The sequence below is a fragment of the Brevundimonas sp. FG8 genome, from assembly GCF_057808845.1.
The window spans coordinates 334,726-349,067 of the sequence record NZ_JBMDIU010000001.1 but is presented as its reverse complement, the minus strand read 5'-3'; the positions used below and the strand labels follow the sequence as shown (position 1 = coordinate 349,067).

Sequence of the window (14,342 nt, the reverse complement as noted above, 5' to 3'; positions counted from 1 at the left end):
GAAGAAGAGCCTCAGGCCATGCCCAAGCGCACAGACATCAAGTCGATCCTCATCATCGGCGCCGGTCCCATCGTCATCGGACAGGCGTGCGAATTCGACTATTCCGGCGTGCAGGCGTGCAAGGCGCTGAAGGCCGAGGGCTACCGGGTCATCCTGGTGAACTCGAACCCGGCCACGATCATGACCGATCCGGAGGTGGCCGACGCGACCTACATCGAGCCGATCACGCCCGAGATCGTCGAGAAGATTATCGCCAGGGAGAAGCCCGACGCCCTGCTGCCGACCATGGGCGGGCAGACGGCGCTGAACACGGCGCTGGCGCTGGAAGCCTCCGGCGCGCTGAAGCGCCACGGGGTCGAGATGATCGGCGCCAAGGCCGAGGTCATCGACAAGGCCGAGGACCGTCAGAAATTCCGCGACGCCATGGACAAGCTGGGTCTGGAAAGCCCCCGCTCCAAGGCCGCCCACTCGATGGAAGAGGCGCTGGAGGGTCTGGAGTTCGTCGGCCTGCCCGCCGTGATCCGTCCGTCGTTCACACTGGCCGGCACCGGCGGCGGCATCGCCTTCAACCGCGAGGAGTTCGAGGAGATCGTCCTGCGCGGCCTCGACCTGTCGCCGACCACCGAGGTGCTGATCGAGGAGTCGGTGCTGGGCTGGAAGGAATACGAGATGGAGGTCGTCCGCGACACGGCGGACAACTGCATCATCATCTGCTCGATCGAGAACGTGGACCCGATGGGCGTCCACACCGGTGACTCGATCACCGTCGCTCCGGCCCTGACGCTGACCGACAAAGAGTACCAGCGCATGCGCACGGGCTCGATCAACGTGCTGCGCGAGATCGGCGTCGAAACCGGCGGGTCGAACGTCCAGTGGGCGATCAACCCGGCGGACGGCCGCATGGTCGTGATCGAGATGAACCCGCGCGTGTCGCGCTCATCCGCGCTGGCGTCCAAGGCCACCGGCTTCCCCATCGCCAAGGTCGCCGCCCGTCTGGCCGTGGGCTACACGCTGGACGAACTGACCAACGACATCACCAAGGTCACGCCCGCCTCGTTCGAGCCGAGCATCGACTACGTCGTCACCAAGATCCCGCGCTTCGCCTTCGAGAAATATCCGGGCTCGGAGCCCCTGCTGGGCACCTCGATGAAGTCGGTGGGCGAGGTCATGGCCATCGGCCGGACCTTCCAGGAATCGATGCAGAAGGCCCTCCGCGGTCTTGAGACTGGCCTGAACGGCTTCAACGAGGTCGAGATCGAGGGCGTGGCCGGCGCGGAGGACGACGCGAGCGCCCGCGCCGCCGTCATCCGCGCCCTGGGCGTGCCGACGCCGGACCGCATCCGCGTCATCGCCCAGGCCTTCCGCCACGGCCTGACCGTGGAAGAGGTGCAGGCCGCCTGTTCCTACGAGCCGTGGTTCCTGCGCCAGATCGCCGACATCGTGCGGACCGAAGGCCATATCGTCGTGCAGGGCCTGCCGACCACCGCCGACGACTTCCGCAAGCTGAAGTCCAAGGGCTTCTCGGACGCTCGTCTGGCCCAGCTGACCGGCTCGACCGAGAAGGCCGTCCGCGCCGCCCGTCGCGCCCTTGATGTCCGCCCGGTCTTCAAGCGCATCGACACCTGCGCCGCCGAGTTCGCCAGCGCCACCGCCTATATGTACTCGACCTATGAGACCGGCGCGCTGGGCCAGGTCCCGCAGAACGAGGCCGATCCCTCGGACAGGAAGAAGGCGATCATTCTGGGCGGCGGACCCAACCGCATCGGGCAGGGTATCGAGTTCGATTACTGCTGCTGCCACGCGGCGTTCGCCTTCGCGGACATCGGCGTCGAGTCGATCATGGTCAACTGCAACCCCGAGACGGTCTCGACCGACTACGACACCTCCGACCGCCTGTATTTCGAGCCGCTGACGGCCGAGGACGTGCTGGAGTTGATCGACGTCGAGCGCTCCAAGGGCGAGCTGATCGGCGTGGTCGTCCAGTTCGGCGGCCAGACGCCGCTGAAGCTGGCCCATGCGCTGCAGGAGGACGGCGTGCCGATCCTGGGCACCACGGTCGACTCGATCGACCTGGCCGAGGACCGCGAGCGCTTCCAGCAGATGCTGAACGACATCGGCCTGAAGCAGCCGCCGAACGGTCTGGCCCGCAGCGCTGAGGAAGCCGCGCAGAAGGCGGAAGAGGTCGGATACCCCGTGGTCCTGCGTCCCTCCTATGTGCTGGGCGGCCGCGGCATGCAGATCGTCCACGACCGCGAGCAACTGGATCGCTACGTCCACGAGGCCATGCTGGTCTCGGGCGACGACCCCGTGCTGATCGACCACTATCTGAACCGCGCCACCGAGGTGGATGTGGACGCCCTGTGCGATGACGAGACCGTCTTCGTGGCGGGCGTGCTCGAACACATCGAGGAAGCCGGCGTTCACTCGGGCGACAGCGCCTGTTCGATGCCCCCCTACTCGCTCTCCCCGGCCATCGTGACCGAGCTGAAGCGCCAGACCGAGGCCATGGCCCGGGCGCTGAAGGTGCGCGGCCTGATGAATGTGCAGTTCGCGATCGAGGAGCCGCATAGCGAGACCCCGCGCATCTTCGTGCTGGAAGTGAACCCGCGCGCCTCGCGCACCGCGCCCTTCGTCGCCAAGACCATCGGCCAGCCCATCGCCAGCATCGCCGCCAAGGTGATGGCGGGGGTGCCGCTGAAATCCTTCGGCCTGACCGACAAGCCCTATGACCATATCGCGGTGAAGGAGGCGGTCTTCCCGTTCGCCCGCTTCGCCGGGGTGGACATCATCCTGGGACCGGAAATGCGCTCGACCGGCGAGGTCATGGGTCTGGACTGGAAGCGCGAGGGCGAGGCCGATATGGCCCCCGCCTTCGCCCGCGCCTTCGCCAAGTCGCAGCTGGGCGGCGGCACCACCCTGCCGACCAGCGGCTGCGCCTTCATCTCGGTGAAGGATGAGGACAAGCCCTTCATCCTCGACGCCGCGAAGACCCTGCTGGCCGAAGGCTTCAGCCTGATCGCCACCGAAGGCACGCACTCGTACCTCACGGGCGAAGGCCTTGAGGTCGGATTGGTGAAGAAGGTGCTGGAAGGCCGTCCGCACATCGTCGACGCGATGAAGAACGGCGAGGTCCAGCTGGTCTTCAACACCACCTCGGGCAAGCAGTCGCTGCAGGACAGCTTCAGCCTGCGTCGCACCGCCCTGATGATGAAGATCCCCTACTACACCACCGCCGCGGGGGCCCTTGCGGCCGCGCAGGCGATCGGGGCGATCAAGGCGGGCGAACTGGATGTTCGTCCGATCCAGAACTACGCCTGACCCGGCGATGGACGGCCTCACGCGCGTCGATCAGGCGCTGATCGTGCTGGCCGTCCTGCAGGCGGCGGTGTTCTGTCTGTTCTGGTTCGACAAGATTCAGGCGCGCAACGGCGACTGGCGGGTGCGGGAGCGCACCCTGTTGCTGGCCGCCCTGTTCGGCGGGATCGGCGCATGGTTCGCCCAGCACCTGCTACGCCACAAGACCCGCAAGGAGCCGTTCCGGACGCTGTTGGGCGCGGCGGTGGCTGTGCACCTGATCTTGGTGGCGGCGGGGGTGTGGTGGGGGCTGAAATAGCCCCCTTCCCCCTCGATGGGGGAAGGGCTGGGGATGGGGGTGCGCGCTCGGTATCGAAGACCGTGACGCGTCGGGAGAGGTCGGCGGAGCCTTATTTTCCATAGCCCGACGAAGCCTGCCCTCACCCCCACCCAACCCTCCCCCATTCGCCAAACGGGAGGGCTTAAGTACGCCCTTAGCGGACGAAGTAGCCGATAGCCTTCAGGTCCGCGCCTTCGCGGGCCAGCACGACGGTTTCGGTGGCGTTCGGGTTGTTGGCGAATACGGTCTGGTACTGGACGATCCAGTACTCGCCCTCGGGCGCGCCCGGCAGACTGTTGCTCCGTTCCGCGCTCTGTTGGGTGCGCGAGACGACGGCGCCGGCCGGATCACGGACCGAGCGGACCGCCGTGGCCCAGTCGGCTTCGCTCACCTGGGCCTTGAACATGGTCCCGGCGGTCCGCCAGCTTTCGGCCAGCGCGCCGTTGTCGAGCAGGGCGAGCCAGGCCCGCGAATCTTCCGCGACCTCCGGCGTCGCCGCCTGAACGCCGGCCGGGACGGGCTGCGAGGTGGTCGGCGCGGGGGCTCCGGTTCCGGTCAGGGTGATGGCGAGGGCGGCGGCGGCGATAGCGAACATGGTCAGACCTCCAAGTCCCAGAGCCCAGAGACGGCCCCGGCGGGTTGTTGAATGCCCTGACTTCTCCACCGCGACCGGGCCCACGGCTTCCCCCAAATTCTTGTCTCCAGAAAATTTGGGGTCGGTCTGCTCGGCCTCGATCAGCCACCGCGCGGCTGCCCGGCTGCTGGACACGCCCAGCTTGCGTCTGGCGGCGCGCAGCCGCTCGTTCACCGTATGGACGGACAGGCCCAGATGCGTGGCGACAGACTTGGCGTCGTGGCCGCCGGCCAGAAGGCGCAGTGTGTCCTTCTCCCGCTCGGTCAGCGCTTCGGTATGGTCAGGCATAGGCCGGTTCGATCCCCTCTCGCGCCAAGGGAGCATTTATGCCCGACAGGCCACAACCCCTTTCCGCAACAGAGCGACGCCATGACCGGGGGAGTTTCTTGCAGGCGTCAGTTCCCGGCGATTTCGACCAGTCCAGCGCGCGAGTTCGGCCACTTTTGCCGTGCAGATTTGCGCAAATCTCGCAGCGCCATACGACCAATTCTGACGTACCGGCGAGTTATCGTGGCGAGATGCAACACCATCGCCTTCGCGAATATCGGAGTGAGGGGCGGACGACGCCGCTAGATTCCCGCGCCCGGTTCCGGGTCCGCCACGGCGTCGCGGCCCTCCACGATCCGCGCCGCCGCAAGGTCAGCGGTGACGTTGCCGATGGTGCGGAAGATGTCCGGGATGACCTCGACGGCCAGCAGCAGGGGCAGGACCTGCACCGGCACGCCCATGGCCAGACAGATGGGGGCGATGGAGACGAAGAAGCTGACCTGACCCGGCAGGCCCACGGTGCCGACAGAAACCGCGAGCGCCGTCAGGCCGCCGACGATCCACAGCGCCGGCCCCAGATGGATGCCGTGCAGGTGGGCGACGTAGATGACCACGGCCAGGTTGGCGACCGGGCTGGTGATGCGGAACACCGCCACCGCCAGCGGCAGGACCAGACCCGCCGTCGCGGTGGAGACCCCCAGCGCATTGCGCGCCTGCTCGACCATGGCCGGAAGGCTGGCCAGCGACGACTGGGTGGAGAAGGCCACCACCTGCGCCGGGACCACGCCGCGCGCGAACCGGCCCAGACCGATCCGTCCGAACGGCACGACCACGGCGTAGATCAGCAGGATCAGACCCACCTGGGCCAGAACCACCAGCGCCACATAGTGGCCCAGCACGCCCAGCGCGCCGAGGCCGGCGTTCAGCCCCACGCCCATCGAAAGGGCGAAGACGCCGATGGGCGCGGCCAACAGCACCCAGTGGACGATGACGATCATCGTCTCGGACACCGCCTCGAAGAAGGTGACCAGCGGCAGCCTCAGACGGGCCTCCAGCCGGGTGGTGGCGAAGCCAAAGGCGACGGCGAAGACCACGATGCCCAGAATGGCGTCCTCGGCCGCGGCGCGCACGGCGTTGGGCGGGGCGAGGCTGGTCAGGAAGGCGGGCAGGCCGCCGCCATGGGCGCTGTTGGTCACCGCCGAGGCGTCCGGCGCGCTGGCCAGCAGGATGCGCGCGCCGTCCGGGCTGATGGGCCACAGCAGGTGCAGACCCTCGGAGGCCAGGAAGGCGTAGGTCACCGCGCCCAGCAGCAGCAGGCCGAACACCAGCAGCGCCTTCAGCGCCAATCGCCCGGTCGCCGCCGCATCCGCGATGGAAGCCACGCCCGTGACCAGCAGGCCGAAGACCAGCGGGATGATCGTCATCTTCAGGGCGTTCAGCCACAGGGTGCCGATGGAGCTGATGACCGCCGCCGTCCCCTCGCCGCCCGGCAGGCCCCAGGCCTGCGCCGCCGCCCCCGCGAACAGGCCGGCCAGCAGGGCGAGCATCACCCACAGGCTGAGGGATTTCAGGGCGGAGCGGAGTCGGGAAGCGGCCATCGGACGAAGCTATGCGGGCTTTTCGCCGGACGCCATCGTCTTGTTGACGGGGCCCTCTGGACGGACGCCGGGGAAACCGCCCACAGTCACGCCTGATTGCAGGAGCTCCCCATGATCATCGTCCATCACCTGAACGACTCCCGCTCGCAGCGCGTGCTGTGGCTGCTTGAGGAACTGGGCGTCGAGTATGAGGTCAAACGCTATGAGCGGGACCCGAAAACGCGTCTGGCGCCGGCCGCGCTGAAGGCCGTCCATCCGCTCGGCAAATCGCCGGTGATCCAGCATGGCGACGTCATCGTGGCCGAGACCGGCGCCATCGTCGAATACCTGCTGGAAACCTTCCCCGACGCCGGACTGAAGCCCGCGCCGGGCACGCCCGAGGCCCGCCGCTATACCTACTGGCTGCACTACGCCGAGGGATCGGCCATGACGCCCCTGTTGCTGAAGCTGATCTTCGGGGTCATCCCCCAGCGCTCGCCCGCCCTGATCCGGCCCATCGCCAAGGGCATTTCGAAGAAGGTCGGCGCCAGCCTGATCGACCCGCAGATCGCCAGCCATCTGGGCTACTGGGAGGCCGAGCTGAACAAGGCCGAGTGGTTCGTCGGCGACTGCTTCACCGCCGCCGACATCATGATGAGCTTCCCGCTGGAAGCCGCCAGTTCGCGCGCGCCTTTCGACGACCGCATGCCGAAGGCCGCGGCCTTCCTGCAGCGCATTCACGCCCGTCCGGCCTATCAGCGGGCGCTGGAGCGGGGCGGCCCCTACGCCTACGCCTGAGCGGGCGTAACGCCGAAGACACGGTTTCGTCAGGGCGTGAAACCTGTGGAAACCCGGGCGGCGACCAAACGTTAAAGGCCCATGCGCCTGAGAACCATCCAGATCGTCGCCGCCCTGATCGCGGCCATCGCCTTCGTCCTGGCCTTCATCGCCGCCGGCATATTGCTGGTGTCGGGGCTGTTCATGGCCCTTGGGCTGGCGGCGGTAGCCTGGCTGGCGTGGAGCCTGATCCGCCAGATCCCCCGAATTCGGGATCGAAAAACCGCGACGCTCACGCGCCCTTGAACCTTTCGCCTTAAGGCCCTACCCTCTTGGGCCGGTCGCGTGCGCCCAGCGACCTCTGTGCCGAGTAGTCTGTCAGTCGGGCGAAGCAAGAAATTCACGACATATGGAAAAAGTGCCGATGACGGCCGAGGGCTACCGTGTCCTCGACGATCAGCTGAAGCAATTGAAGTCGGTCGAACGACCGAACGTGATCGCGGCCATTTCCGAGGCCCGCGAGCACGGCGACCTGTCCGAAAACGCCGAGTATCACGCGGCGAAGGAACGGCAGGGTTGGATCGAGGGCTCGATCGCCGAGATCGAGGACAAGCTGTCGCGCGCCCAGGTGATCGATGTGTCCAAGCTTTCGGGCTCGCAGGTCAAGTTCGGCGCCACGGTCACCGTGGTCGATGAGGATACCGAGGAAGAGGGTCGCTACCAGATCGTCGGCGAGCATGAAGCCGACGTGAAGGCAGGCAAGATCTCCATCGCCTCGCCCATCGCCCGCGCCATGATCTCGAAAGAGGTCGGCGACGTGGTCGAGGTCAACACGCCCGGCGGCGTGAAGGCGTACGAAATCCTCAAGGTCGAGTGGAAGTAGGCTCGCAGCCGAAGCCGCTCACGATCCGCGTCGTCTCGGACGGCCGGATCGGGATGGAAAATCAGGCGCTGGGGTTGGCGGAAGCCCTCCAGCGCCTTTCGTCGTCTGAAATCACGACCGTTCGCGTGAAATGGCGCAAGCTGTTCGACAAGCTGCCTTCGGCGCTGAAAGCGCCGTGGATGCTGGACCCGACGAGCGACGATCCCTTTCCGAAGCCCGGAGAGGCCTGGCCCGACGTATGGATCGCCACGGGCCGGTCCACCCTGCCTCTGTCGCTGATGGTCCGGGCGCGGTCGGGCGGAAAGACCTTCGTCGTCCAGACCCAGGACCCGCGCTGGCGCACCCGCGACTACGATCTGGTGGTCGCTCCGAAGCATGACGGGATCGAGGGGGCGAATGTCCTGTCGATCACCGGATCGCCACACCGGGTTTCAGCCGACCGGCTGGCCGAGGGCGCCAAGGCGTTTGTCGATCGGCTGGAGCCCCTGCCCCGCCCGCGCGTGGCGGTGCTGATCGGCGGCAGGTCGCGGGCGCATGACCTCCCGGAAGCTCACGCCGCTGAACTGGCCGAACGGATCGCGACCGCTGTGACAGAAGCCGGCGGCTCCCTGATGCTGACCTTCTCGCGGCGCACGCCCGAGGCGGCGAAGGCCGCGATGACGGCGCGCCTGTCGCATCTGCCGGGCCTGATCTGGAATGGTGAGGGGCCGAACCCCTATTTCGCCTTCCTGCACGCGGCCGACCACATCCTCGTCACCGAGGACAGCGCCAACATGGCCGCCGAAGCCGCCTCGACCGGCAAGCCGGTGCACGTCCTGCCGATGGTGGCGACCAAGCCCGCCGACAAATTCGCCAGCCTGCACGCCGATTTGCGTGAGCGGGGCGCGGCGCGGCCGTTCGACGGGACGCTGGAGAGCTGGACTTATGCGCCGCTGGTGGAGACCGACCGGGCGGCGCGGGTGATCATGGAAGAGCTGGGGCGTTAGTCCCCGCCGCCACCGCCGCCGCCGTCACCACCGCCGTCGGAGCCGCCGCTGTTTCCATGCACGTCGCTATAGCTCTCGCTGTGCGTCGCCGACCCGCCACCGTCCGAACCATCCTTCTTCGCCTTGGCATGGCTCGCGCCCATCATGGCGACGCCGAAGCCGGAGCCGATGGCGATGCCGATGGGCAGCCACAGGGCGATGTTGTCCGTGGCGACACCCAGAGACGTGCCGATGGCGACGCCCATCCCCATGCCGATCGGCAGGAAGGCCGCGCTGTTGGTCTTCTTCATCCCCGACTCCTTGTCCTGTCCGTCGAACCTAGCATCGCGAAATCCGGAATCAGCCCCTAAATAGTCTCCATGAGCACTCTTCGTACTGTCCGTGTCGCCATCATCGGGTCCGGCCCCGCCGGCTGGACCGCCGCCATCTATGCGGCGCGCGCCCTGTTGAACCCGGTTGTCATCGCGGGGCTTCAGCCCGGCGGTCAGCTGACCATCACCACCGACGTCGAGAACTATCCCGGCTTCGCGGATGTGATTCAGGGCCCGTGGCTGATGGAGCAGATGCAGAAGCAGGCCGAGCACGTCGGGACCGAGGTCATCCACGACATCGTGGTCAAGGCTGACCTGTCGCAGCGTCCGTTCCGCCTGACGCTGGACTCGGGGACGGAAATGCTGGCCGAGACGGTCATCATCTCGACCGGCGCACAGGCCAAGTGGCTGGGTCTGGAGAGCGAGGCCAAATATCAAGGCTTCGGCGTTTCCGCCTGCGCCACCTGCGACGGCTTCTTCTATCGCGACAAGGACGTGATCGTGGTCGGCGGCGGCAACACCGCCGTGGAGGAGGCGCTGTTCCTGACCAACTTCGCCCGCAAGGTCACCGTCGTGCACCGCCGCGACGAGTTCCGGGCCGAGAAAATCCTGCAGGATCGGCTGTTCGCCCACCCGAAGGTCGAGGTGGTGTGGAACAACGCCATCGATGAAATTTTGGGCGAGACCAACAGCTTCGGCGGCGTGAACGTCACCGGCGCGCGCCTGAAGAATGTCGAGACGGGCGAGACCCGCGAGATCACCGCTGACGGCGTATTCATTGCCATCGGCCACGCCCCCTCGTCGGAGCTGTTCGCCGGACAGCTGGAGACGAAGCAGGGCGGCTACCTGGTTGTGAAGCCCGGCACCGCCGCCACCGCCATCGAGGGCGTCTGGGCCGCGGGCGATGTCACCGACGACATCTACCGTCAGGCCGTCACCGCGGCGGGCATGGGTTGTATGGCCGCGCTGGAAGCCGTCCGCTTCCTCGCCGAGGAAGACCACGCCAAGGCCCACCATCCGATCTCGCACAAGGAAGCGGAGAAGATCGGGGTCTGGTGACCGGAGTTTCGCCTCCCAAGCAGGCGAACGTGGAAGAGAAACAGGCAAGGGGAGGCTGACGACAGCCTCCCCTTTCCAAATTTCAGTATGTGACCGACGGGCCGTGCTGACGGGCTACCCGAACAGTTGCAGTTCTACAGGCGCTTGGTCGACGGATTCACCCACGCGCCGACGCAGGGCGTAATCGACGGCCTTCTGGACCGCCCGCTCTTCCGCCGGCTTCGACAGAACACCTATGGTCCCGGCAACCCCGTTCCGCACCATGCCGGGGTTGGCGGTCATGAACAGGACCGTAACCCCCATCTCCTGCGCCAGCTCGCGCCCCAGTTCGACGCCGGTGGGGCCGTCAGACAGGTGAATATCGACCAGCGCCAGATCGACATCGGTCTCGCGCACCAGATCACGAGCGGATCGGGCATCCGCCGCGGTACCGATCACCTCATGTCCCAAGTCTTCCAGCACGAAGCGGAGTTCCATGGCGACGAGGGCTTCGTCTTCGATAATGAGGATACGGGCGGTCATGGGAGGCGGAGCGGGACTTATCAACTTGTTGCGTGCGTGTGCAACGCGATGGGGGAACGCGCAAGGCGGCTGCAGGTTTCGGGCCAATGTTGGATATCAGACACCCAGCGCCGCGCGACGGCGGGACAGGGCGGTGGCGGGCAAATCCGCGACCACCCGCAAACCCTCGGGCGCCCAATTCCGTTCCAGACGCCCGCCCAACTGTCCCTCCACGGAAAGGGTGGCCAGCGAGGTGCCGAAGCCTGTCCGTTCTGGGGCGCCGGTCACCCTCGGTCCGCCGAACTCGCTCCATCCCAGAATGAAGCGGTCCCCGTGATTGCGGGTTTCCAGCTCCACATAGCCGCTGTCGGCGGACAAGGCGCCGTACTTTGCGGCATTGGTCGCGAGTTCGTGGAACAGCAGGGCCACCGAGGTCGCGGCCTGATCGTCAAAGGTGGCGTCGTCGCCGGACACCCTCACCCGCGCCCCTCCTTCCGGTCCCGCATAGGCCTTGAACAGGTCGGTCAGGAAGGCGTGCAGGGTCATGGACCCGACCAGAGGACGCGAGTTTTCGGTGTGCGGCCTGACAAATTCGTGGGCGCGCGCCAGGGCGTTGATCCGGGTTCGCACAACGCTCGCGAACGGCTTCGCCTCCGGGAACTTGCGGGCGGACAGGGCGATCAGGGCTGACACCACCGCGAAGATGTTCTTGATCCGGTGGCTCAGTTCCTGGCTCAGCAGCTCCTTGGACTGCTCCATCCGCTTCAGGTCATCAATGTCGGTGCAGGTGCCGAACCAGCGGACAATCTCGCCCGCCTCGTTCCGGATCGGCATGGCCCGGCCCAAGGTCCAGCGATAGACGCCGGAGCGGTGGCGCAGACGGTACTCGATCTCATAGGGCTCGCCGGTCGCCAGCGAGTGTCGCCAGCGATCCCAGGCCCTGGTCTGATCCTCCGGGTGGAACATGTCGCTCCAGCCCTCACCGTCCGTCGATCCGTCCGGCATGCCGGTGAACTCGTACCAACGGGCGTTGTAATAGTCGTGGAAGCCGTCCGGCAGGGTCGACCAGACCATCTGGGGCATCGAGTCGGCGATGGCGCGAAAACGGGCCTCGCTCTCGGCCAACTGGTCCGCGACCTCGATCCGCGCCGAGTGCGTGCGGCGCAGTTCCATCTGGGCCATCACCTGATGCGCCAGCACGGTCAGGGTATAGGCCTGAAGGTCCGTCAGTCCTTCTGGTCTGGGCTTGCTGTCGATCACGCAAAGCGCGCCCAGCGGATGCCCGTCACGTCCGACCAGCGGCGCACCGGCGTAGAAACGGATATTCGGCGCCCCGGTCACCAGAGGGTTGTCTGCGAAGCGGGGGTCCAGCGTGGCGTCCGGCACCACCATCACCTCCGCCCCACGCATGGCGTGCTCGCAGAATGACCAGTCCCGGGGCGTGGAATCGTCATCCAGACCGACCCGCGCCTTGAACCATTGCTCGTCTTCGCCAACCAGGCTGATCAGGGCGATGGGCGTCCCGCAAATCCGCGCGGACAGCGTCACCAGCTCGTCGAAATCCCCCTCGGGCGCCGTCTGCAGAACGCCATACGCCCGGAGGACGGCCAGTCGTTCCCGCTCCGCTGTGGCGCCGGTGGTTTCTGTATTGCTGTCGCGCACGCCGTGGCCTCAAGCGGCGCCGCGCGCCGGTGGTCCGATCTTAATGCGAAGATGGCCGTCGCGTTGCAACTGCGTCAGCGACGATTTCAGGAACCGGGGCGGCCGACTTCCTCGACCGCCATCGGCGTCACACCCGGCGCGACCGGGGCGGGGGCTGCGGCGGCGGGAGCCTCGAAAGCCGCCAGCTTCTGGTTGATCGCGGCGATTTCCGCCGACGAGGCCTGACGGCGTCCGCCCAGCGAGACCACACCCACGACACGGGTCTGGCCGTTGATCTCGACGGTACGGGTCGCATCGCGCCCGTTGGCCGCGGCGAGGGTCAGGGCCGCGTCAGCCTCGGCAGGTGTGACGACGTCCGGGATCTGGATACGGGGGCGTGAGAAGCGGGCCTCGTCAATCAAAGGCTCACGGCCGGAGTAGGCCTGACGGAAGGCGGAGGGTTCGCCGTACACGCCCTTCCAGCGATAAAAGATGTGCGCCCCGATCTGGGTCAGCTTGTTCAACGTCGGCGCCCACCACGGGTGGACGTAGTCGGCGTGATAGTGGGTCGCGGTGCCGACCCGCGCGGAGACGTGACCGGCCAGAGCGCGATCCGCCACCTTGCGCGCCCGTTCCCAGGCCCAGGCGACCGGCGCCTGCGACAGCGCCCCGTCACAGGTGAAGCTGAACTGGCACCCCGTGACCCGCTCGGCGCCCTCGAACACCACGCCACAGACGGTGTTGGCGTAGTTGGGATCGCGCACGCGGTTCAGGATGACCTGCGCCACCGCCTCCTGCCCTTCGGTCGGCTCCAGCGCCGCCTCGTAGTAGATGGCCTGCGTCAGACACCGCTGCGCGCGACGACGATCCTCGGCGGTGGCCGGGCGGAAAACGAATGGGCGGGCGGCGCGCAACTGGCCGGACACGGCAGGCGTGGCCGCGTTCAAGCGCAAGGCGTCCAGTCCGGCTTCGCCGAAATCCAGCGTCGGCTTGCCGGTCAGGGTCAGATTTTCCCAACCGGGTGTCAGGCCATACAGGGCGGCCCGCCGCATGGACGGGTCCATCCGTTCGGCCAGCGCCAATTGCGACGGCGTCATGCGCGCCGCGATGGCGGCCAGCCCCTTGTCGGACAGATCACCGTTGGTCAGTCGCCGCACGGCCTCGATCCGCTGGTCGATTTCGGGCCGGGGCGTTGACGAGGCCGCCATGGCGACACCGATGACCGCCAACGACAAGGGCGCGGCGGCCAGCAGCCGACGCGCTCGTGTCATCATAGCGATCAGGGTCGTTCTGGTCAGCATCCATCTCCAAGGCGGCCGGTCCGAAAACCGGAACAAGGATCATGCCCGCGAAGAGCGGCGCTTTTCAGACCGAAAAGCGCCGTTTGGTCACGCTTACCGCCCGCCGAGGGTCGAACGCAGCATCCACGCGAACTTTTCGTGCGCCGCCAGGCGTTGCGTCAGCAGGTCAGCCGAGGCCTCGTCGCCGGCTTCGTCCGCCACCTCAAACGCCTTGCGGGCGGTGGCGATCAGGGTGTCGTGATCGGCCAGCAGTTCCTTGAGCATCGGGATGGCGTCCTTCTCGGGATCACCGTCCTTGATCGAGGTCAGGTTGCCGAAGCCCGAGAAGCTCTGCGGGGCCAGCACGCCCAGGGCGCGAATGCGTTCCGCGATTTCGTCGAGCGCGGCCCAGATGTCGCGATATTGCTGCTCCAGCAGGTTGTGGAAGCTGAAGAACTCCGGTCCACGCACGTTCCAGTGATAGCCGTGGGTCTTCAGATAGACCGCGAAGCTGTCAGCCAGAACCTTGGTCAGTTCCTCGGCGACGCCATTGCGTTCGGCGGAGCTCAGGCCGGTGTCGATGGTCACGGTCATGGGGAGATGTCCTTCAGAAGAAGCGCTGTTTCAGGCCTGCTAATTAGGCGCCGCGACGCCCCCGGCCAAGCCCGCGCTACGGAAAGCTTGACCATAAAAACGTATATATGCGGCGTTCGGGAACGCGTTTATCGGGATAGCGTTGCAATCAGTCACGCCACTGAGAGCGTGCGCGGGAGGTCGAACAGACTTTGGGGG

Annotated in this window: 14 protein-coding genes; 7 read left to right on the top strand and 7 right to left on the bottom strand. The window is 66.8% G+C overall.

The window, feature by feature from the left end; all coding sequences use genetic code 11:
- Nucleotides 1-18 precede the first annotated feature (18 nt).
- Both carB and ACODRV_RS01535 read left to right on the top strand, forming a co-directional pair.
- Nucleotides 19-3,318: a carbamoyl-phosphate synthase large subunit gene (carB, locus tag ACODRV_RS01540; RefSeq protein ID WP_488907192.1), complete on the top strand. Its 3,300-nt coding sequence runs from the start codon at nt 19-21 to the stop codon at nt 3,316-3,318.
- A gap of 7 nt (nt 3,319-3,325) precedes the next feature.
- Complete coding sequence (locus ACODRV_RS01535) at nt 3,326-3,613, top strand: DUF1294 domain-containing protein (RefSeq protein WP_488907191.1); 288 nt, start codon at nt 3,326-3,328, stop codon at nt 3,611-3,613.
- Between the two features lie 175 nt (nt 3,614-3,788).
- Here the strand turns inward: ACODRV_RS01535 and ACODRV_RS01530 are convergent, their stop codons facing one another.
- Both ACODRV_RS01530 and ACODRV_RS01525 read right to left on the bottom strand, forming a co-directional pair.
- Nucleotides 3,789-4,556 carry a DUF4019 domain-containing protein gene (locus ACODRV_RS01530; RefSeq protein ID WP_488907190.1) on the bottom strand — a complete coding sequence of 256 codons (768 nt, stop codon included), beginning with the start codon at nt 4,554-4,556 and terminating at the stop codon, nt 3,789-3,791.
- A 281-nt stretch (nt 4,557-4,837) separates the two neighbouring features.
- Nucleotides 4,838-6,133: a dicarboxylate/amino acid:cation symporter gene (locus tag ACODRV_RS01525; protein WP_488907189.1), complete on the bottom strand. Its 1,296-nt coding sequence runs from the start codon at nt 6,131-6,133 to the stop codon at nt 4,838-4,840.
- 111 nt (nt 6,134-6,244) lie between these two features.
- On the opposite strand from ACODRV_RS01525, the gene ACODRV_RS01520 reads away from it, so the two are divergent.
- From ACODRV_RS01520 to ACODRV_RS01505, 4 genes are all read left to right on the top strand, one after another.
- Nucleotides 6,245-6,910, top strand: coding sequence for a glutathione S-transferase (locus ACODRV_RS01520; RefSeq protein ID WP_488907188.1), 666 nt, complete (start codon nt 6,245-6,247; stop codon nt 6,908-6,910).
- Nucleotides 6,911-6,991: 81 nt separating this feature from the next.
- Nucleotides 6,992-7,195 (top strand): hypothetical protein, encoded by a 204-nt coding sequence (locus ACODRV_RS01515; RefSeq protein WP_141625922.1) that lies wholly within the window; start codon nt 6,992-6,994, stop codon nt 7,193-7,195.
- Between the two features lie 103 nt (nt 7,196-7,298).
- Nucleotides 7,299-7,772, top strand: coding sequence for a transcription elongation factor GreA (gene greA / locus ACODRV_RS01510; RefSeq protein WP_141625921.1), 474 nt, complete (start codon nt 7,299-7,301; stop codon nt 7,770-7,772).
- A complete protein-coding gene (locus ACODRV_RS01505; protein ID WP_240811730.1) occupies nt 7,763-8,758 on the top strand; it encodes a mitochondrial fission ELM1 family protein in 996 nt (331 codons plus the stop codon). The genes greA and ACODRV_RS01505 overlap by 10 nt, the downstream gene beginning before the upstream one ends.
- On the opposite strand, the gene ACODRV_RS01500 is transcribed toward ACODRV_RS01505, so the two are convergent.
- Nucleotides 8,755-9,048, bottom strand: coding sequence for a glycine zipper domain-containing protein (locus ACODRV_RS01500; RefSeq protein WP_141625920.1), 294 nt, complete (start codon nt 9,046-9,048; stop codon nt 8,755-8,757). The genes ACODRV_RS01505 and ACODRV_RS01500 overlap by 4 nt on opposite strands.
- A gap of 69 nt (nt 9,049-9,117) precedes the next feature.
- On the opposite strand from ACODRV_RS01500, the gene trxB reads away from it, so the two are divergent.
- Nucleotides 9,118-10,128 carry a thioredoxin-disulfide reductase gene (trxB, locus tag ACODRV_RS01495; RefSeq protein ID WP_141625919.1) on the top strand — a complete coding sequence of 337 codons (1,011 nt, stop codon included), beginning with the start codon at nt 9,118-9,120 and terminating at the stop codon, nt 10,126-10,128.
- A 114-nt stretch (nt 10,129-10,242) separates the two neighbouring features.
- Here trxB and ACODRV_RS01490 read toward each other — a convergent pair whose 3' ends face one another.
- The 4 genes from ACODRV_RS01490 to ACODRV_RS01475 form a co-directional block, all read right to left on the bottom strand.
- Complete coding sequence (locus tag ACODRV_RS01490; protein WP_141625918.1) at nt 10,243-10,650, bottom strand: response regulator; 408 nt, start codon at nt 10,648-10,650, stop codon at nt 10,243-10,245.
- Nucleotides 10,651-10,746: 96 nt separating this feature from the next.
- The gene (locus ACODRV_RS01485; RefSeq protein WP_141625917.1) at nt 10,747-12,291 is read right to left on the bottom strand and encodes a sensor histidine kinase; all 1,545 of its coding nucleotides are present in this window, start codon (nt 12,289-12,291) and stop codon (nt 10,747-10,749) included.
- An 86-nt stretch (nt 12,292-12,377) separates the two neighbouring features.
- Nucleotides 12,378-13,571 (bottom strand): cell wall hydrolase, encoded by a 1,194-nt coding sequence (locus ACODRV_RS01480; protein ID WP_141625916.1) that lies wholly within the window; start codon nt 13,569-13,571, stop codon nt 12,378-12,380.
- A gap of 93 nt (nt 13,572-13,664) precedes the next feature.
- On the bottom strand, nt 13,665-14,144 hold the full coding sequence (locus ACODRV_RS01475) for a Dps family protein (protein ID WP_141625915.1): 480 nt from the start codon (nt 14,142-14,144) through the stop codon (nt 13,665-13,667).
- Nucleotides 14,145-14,342: the final 198 nt, after the last annotated feature.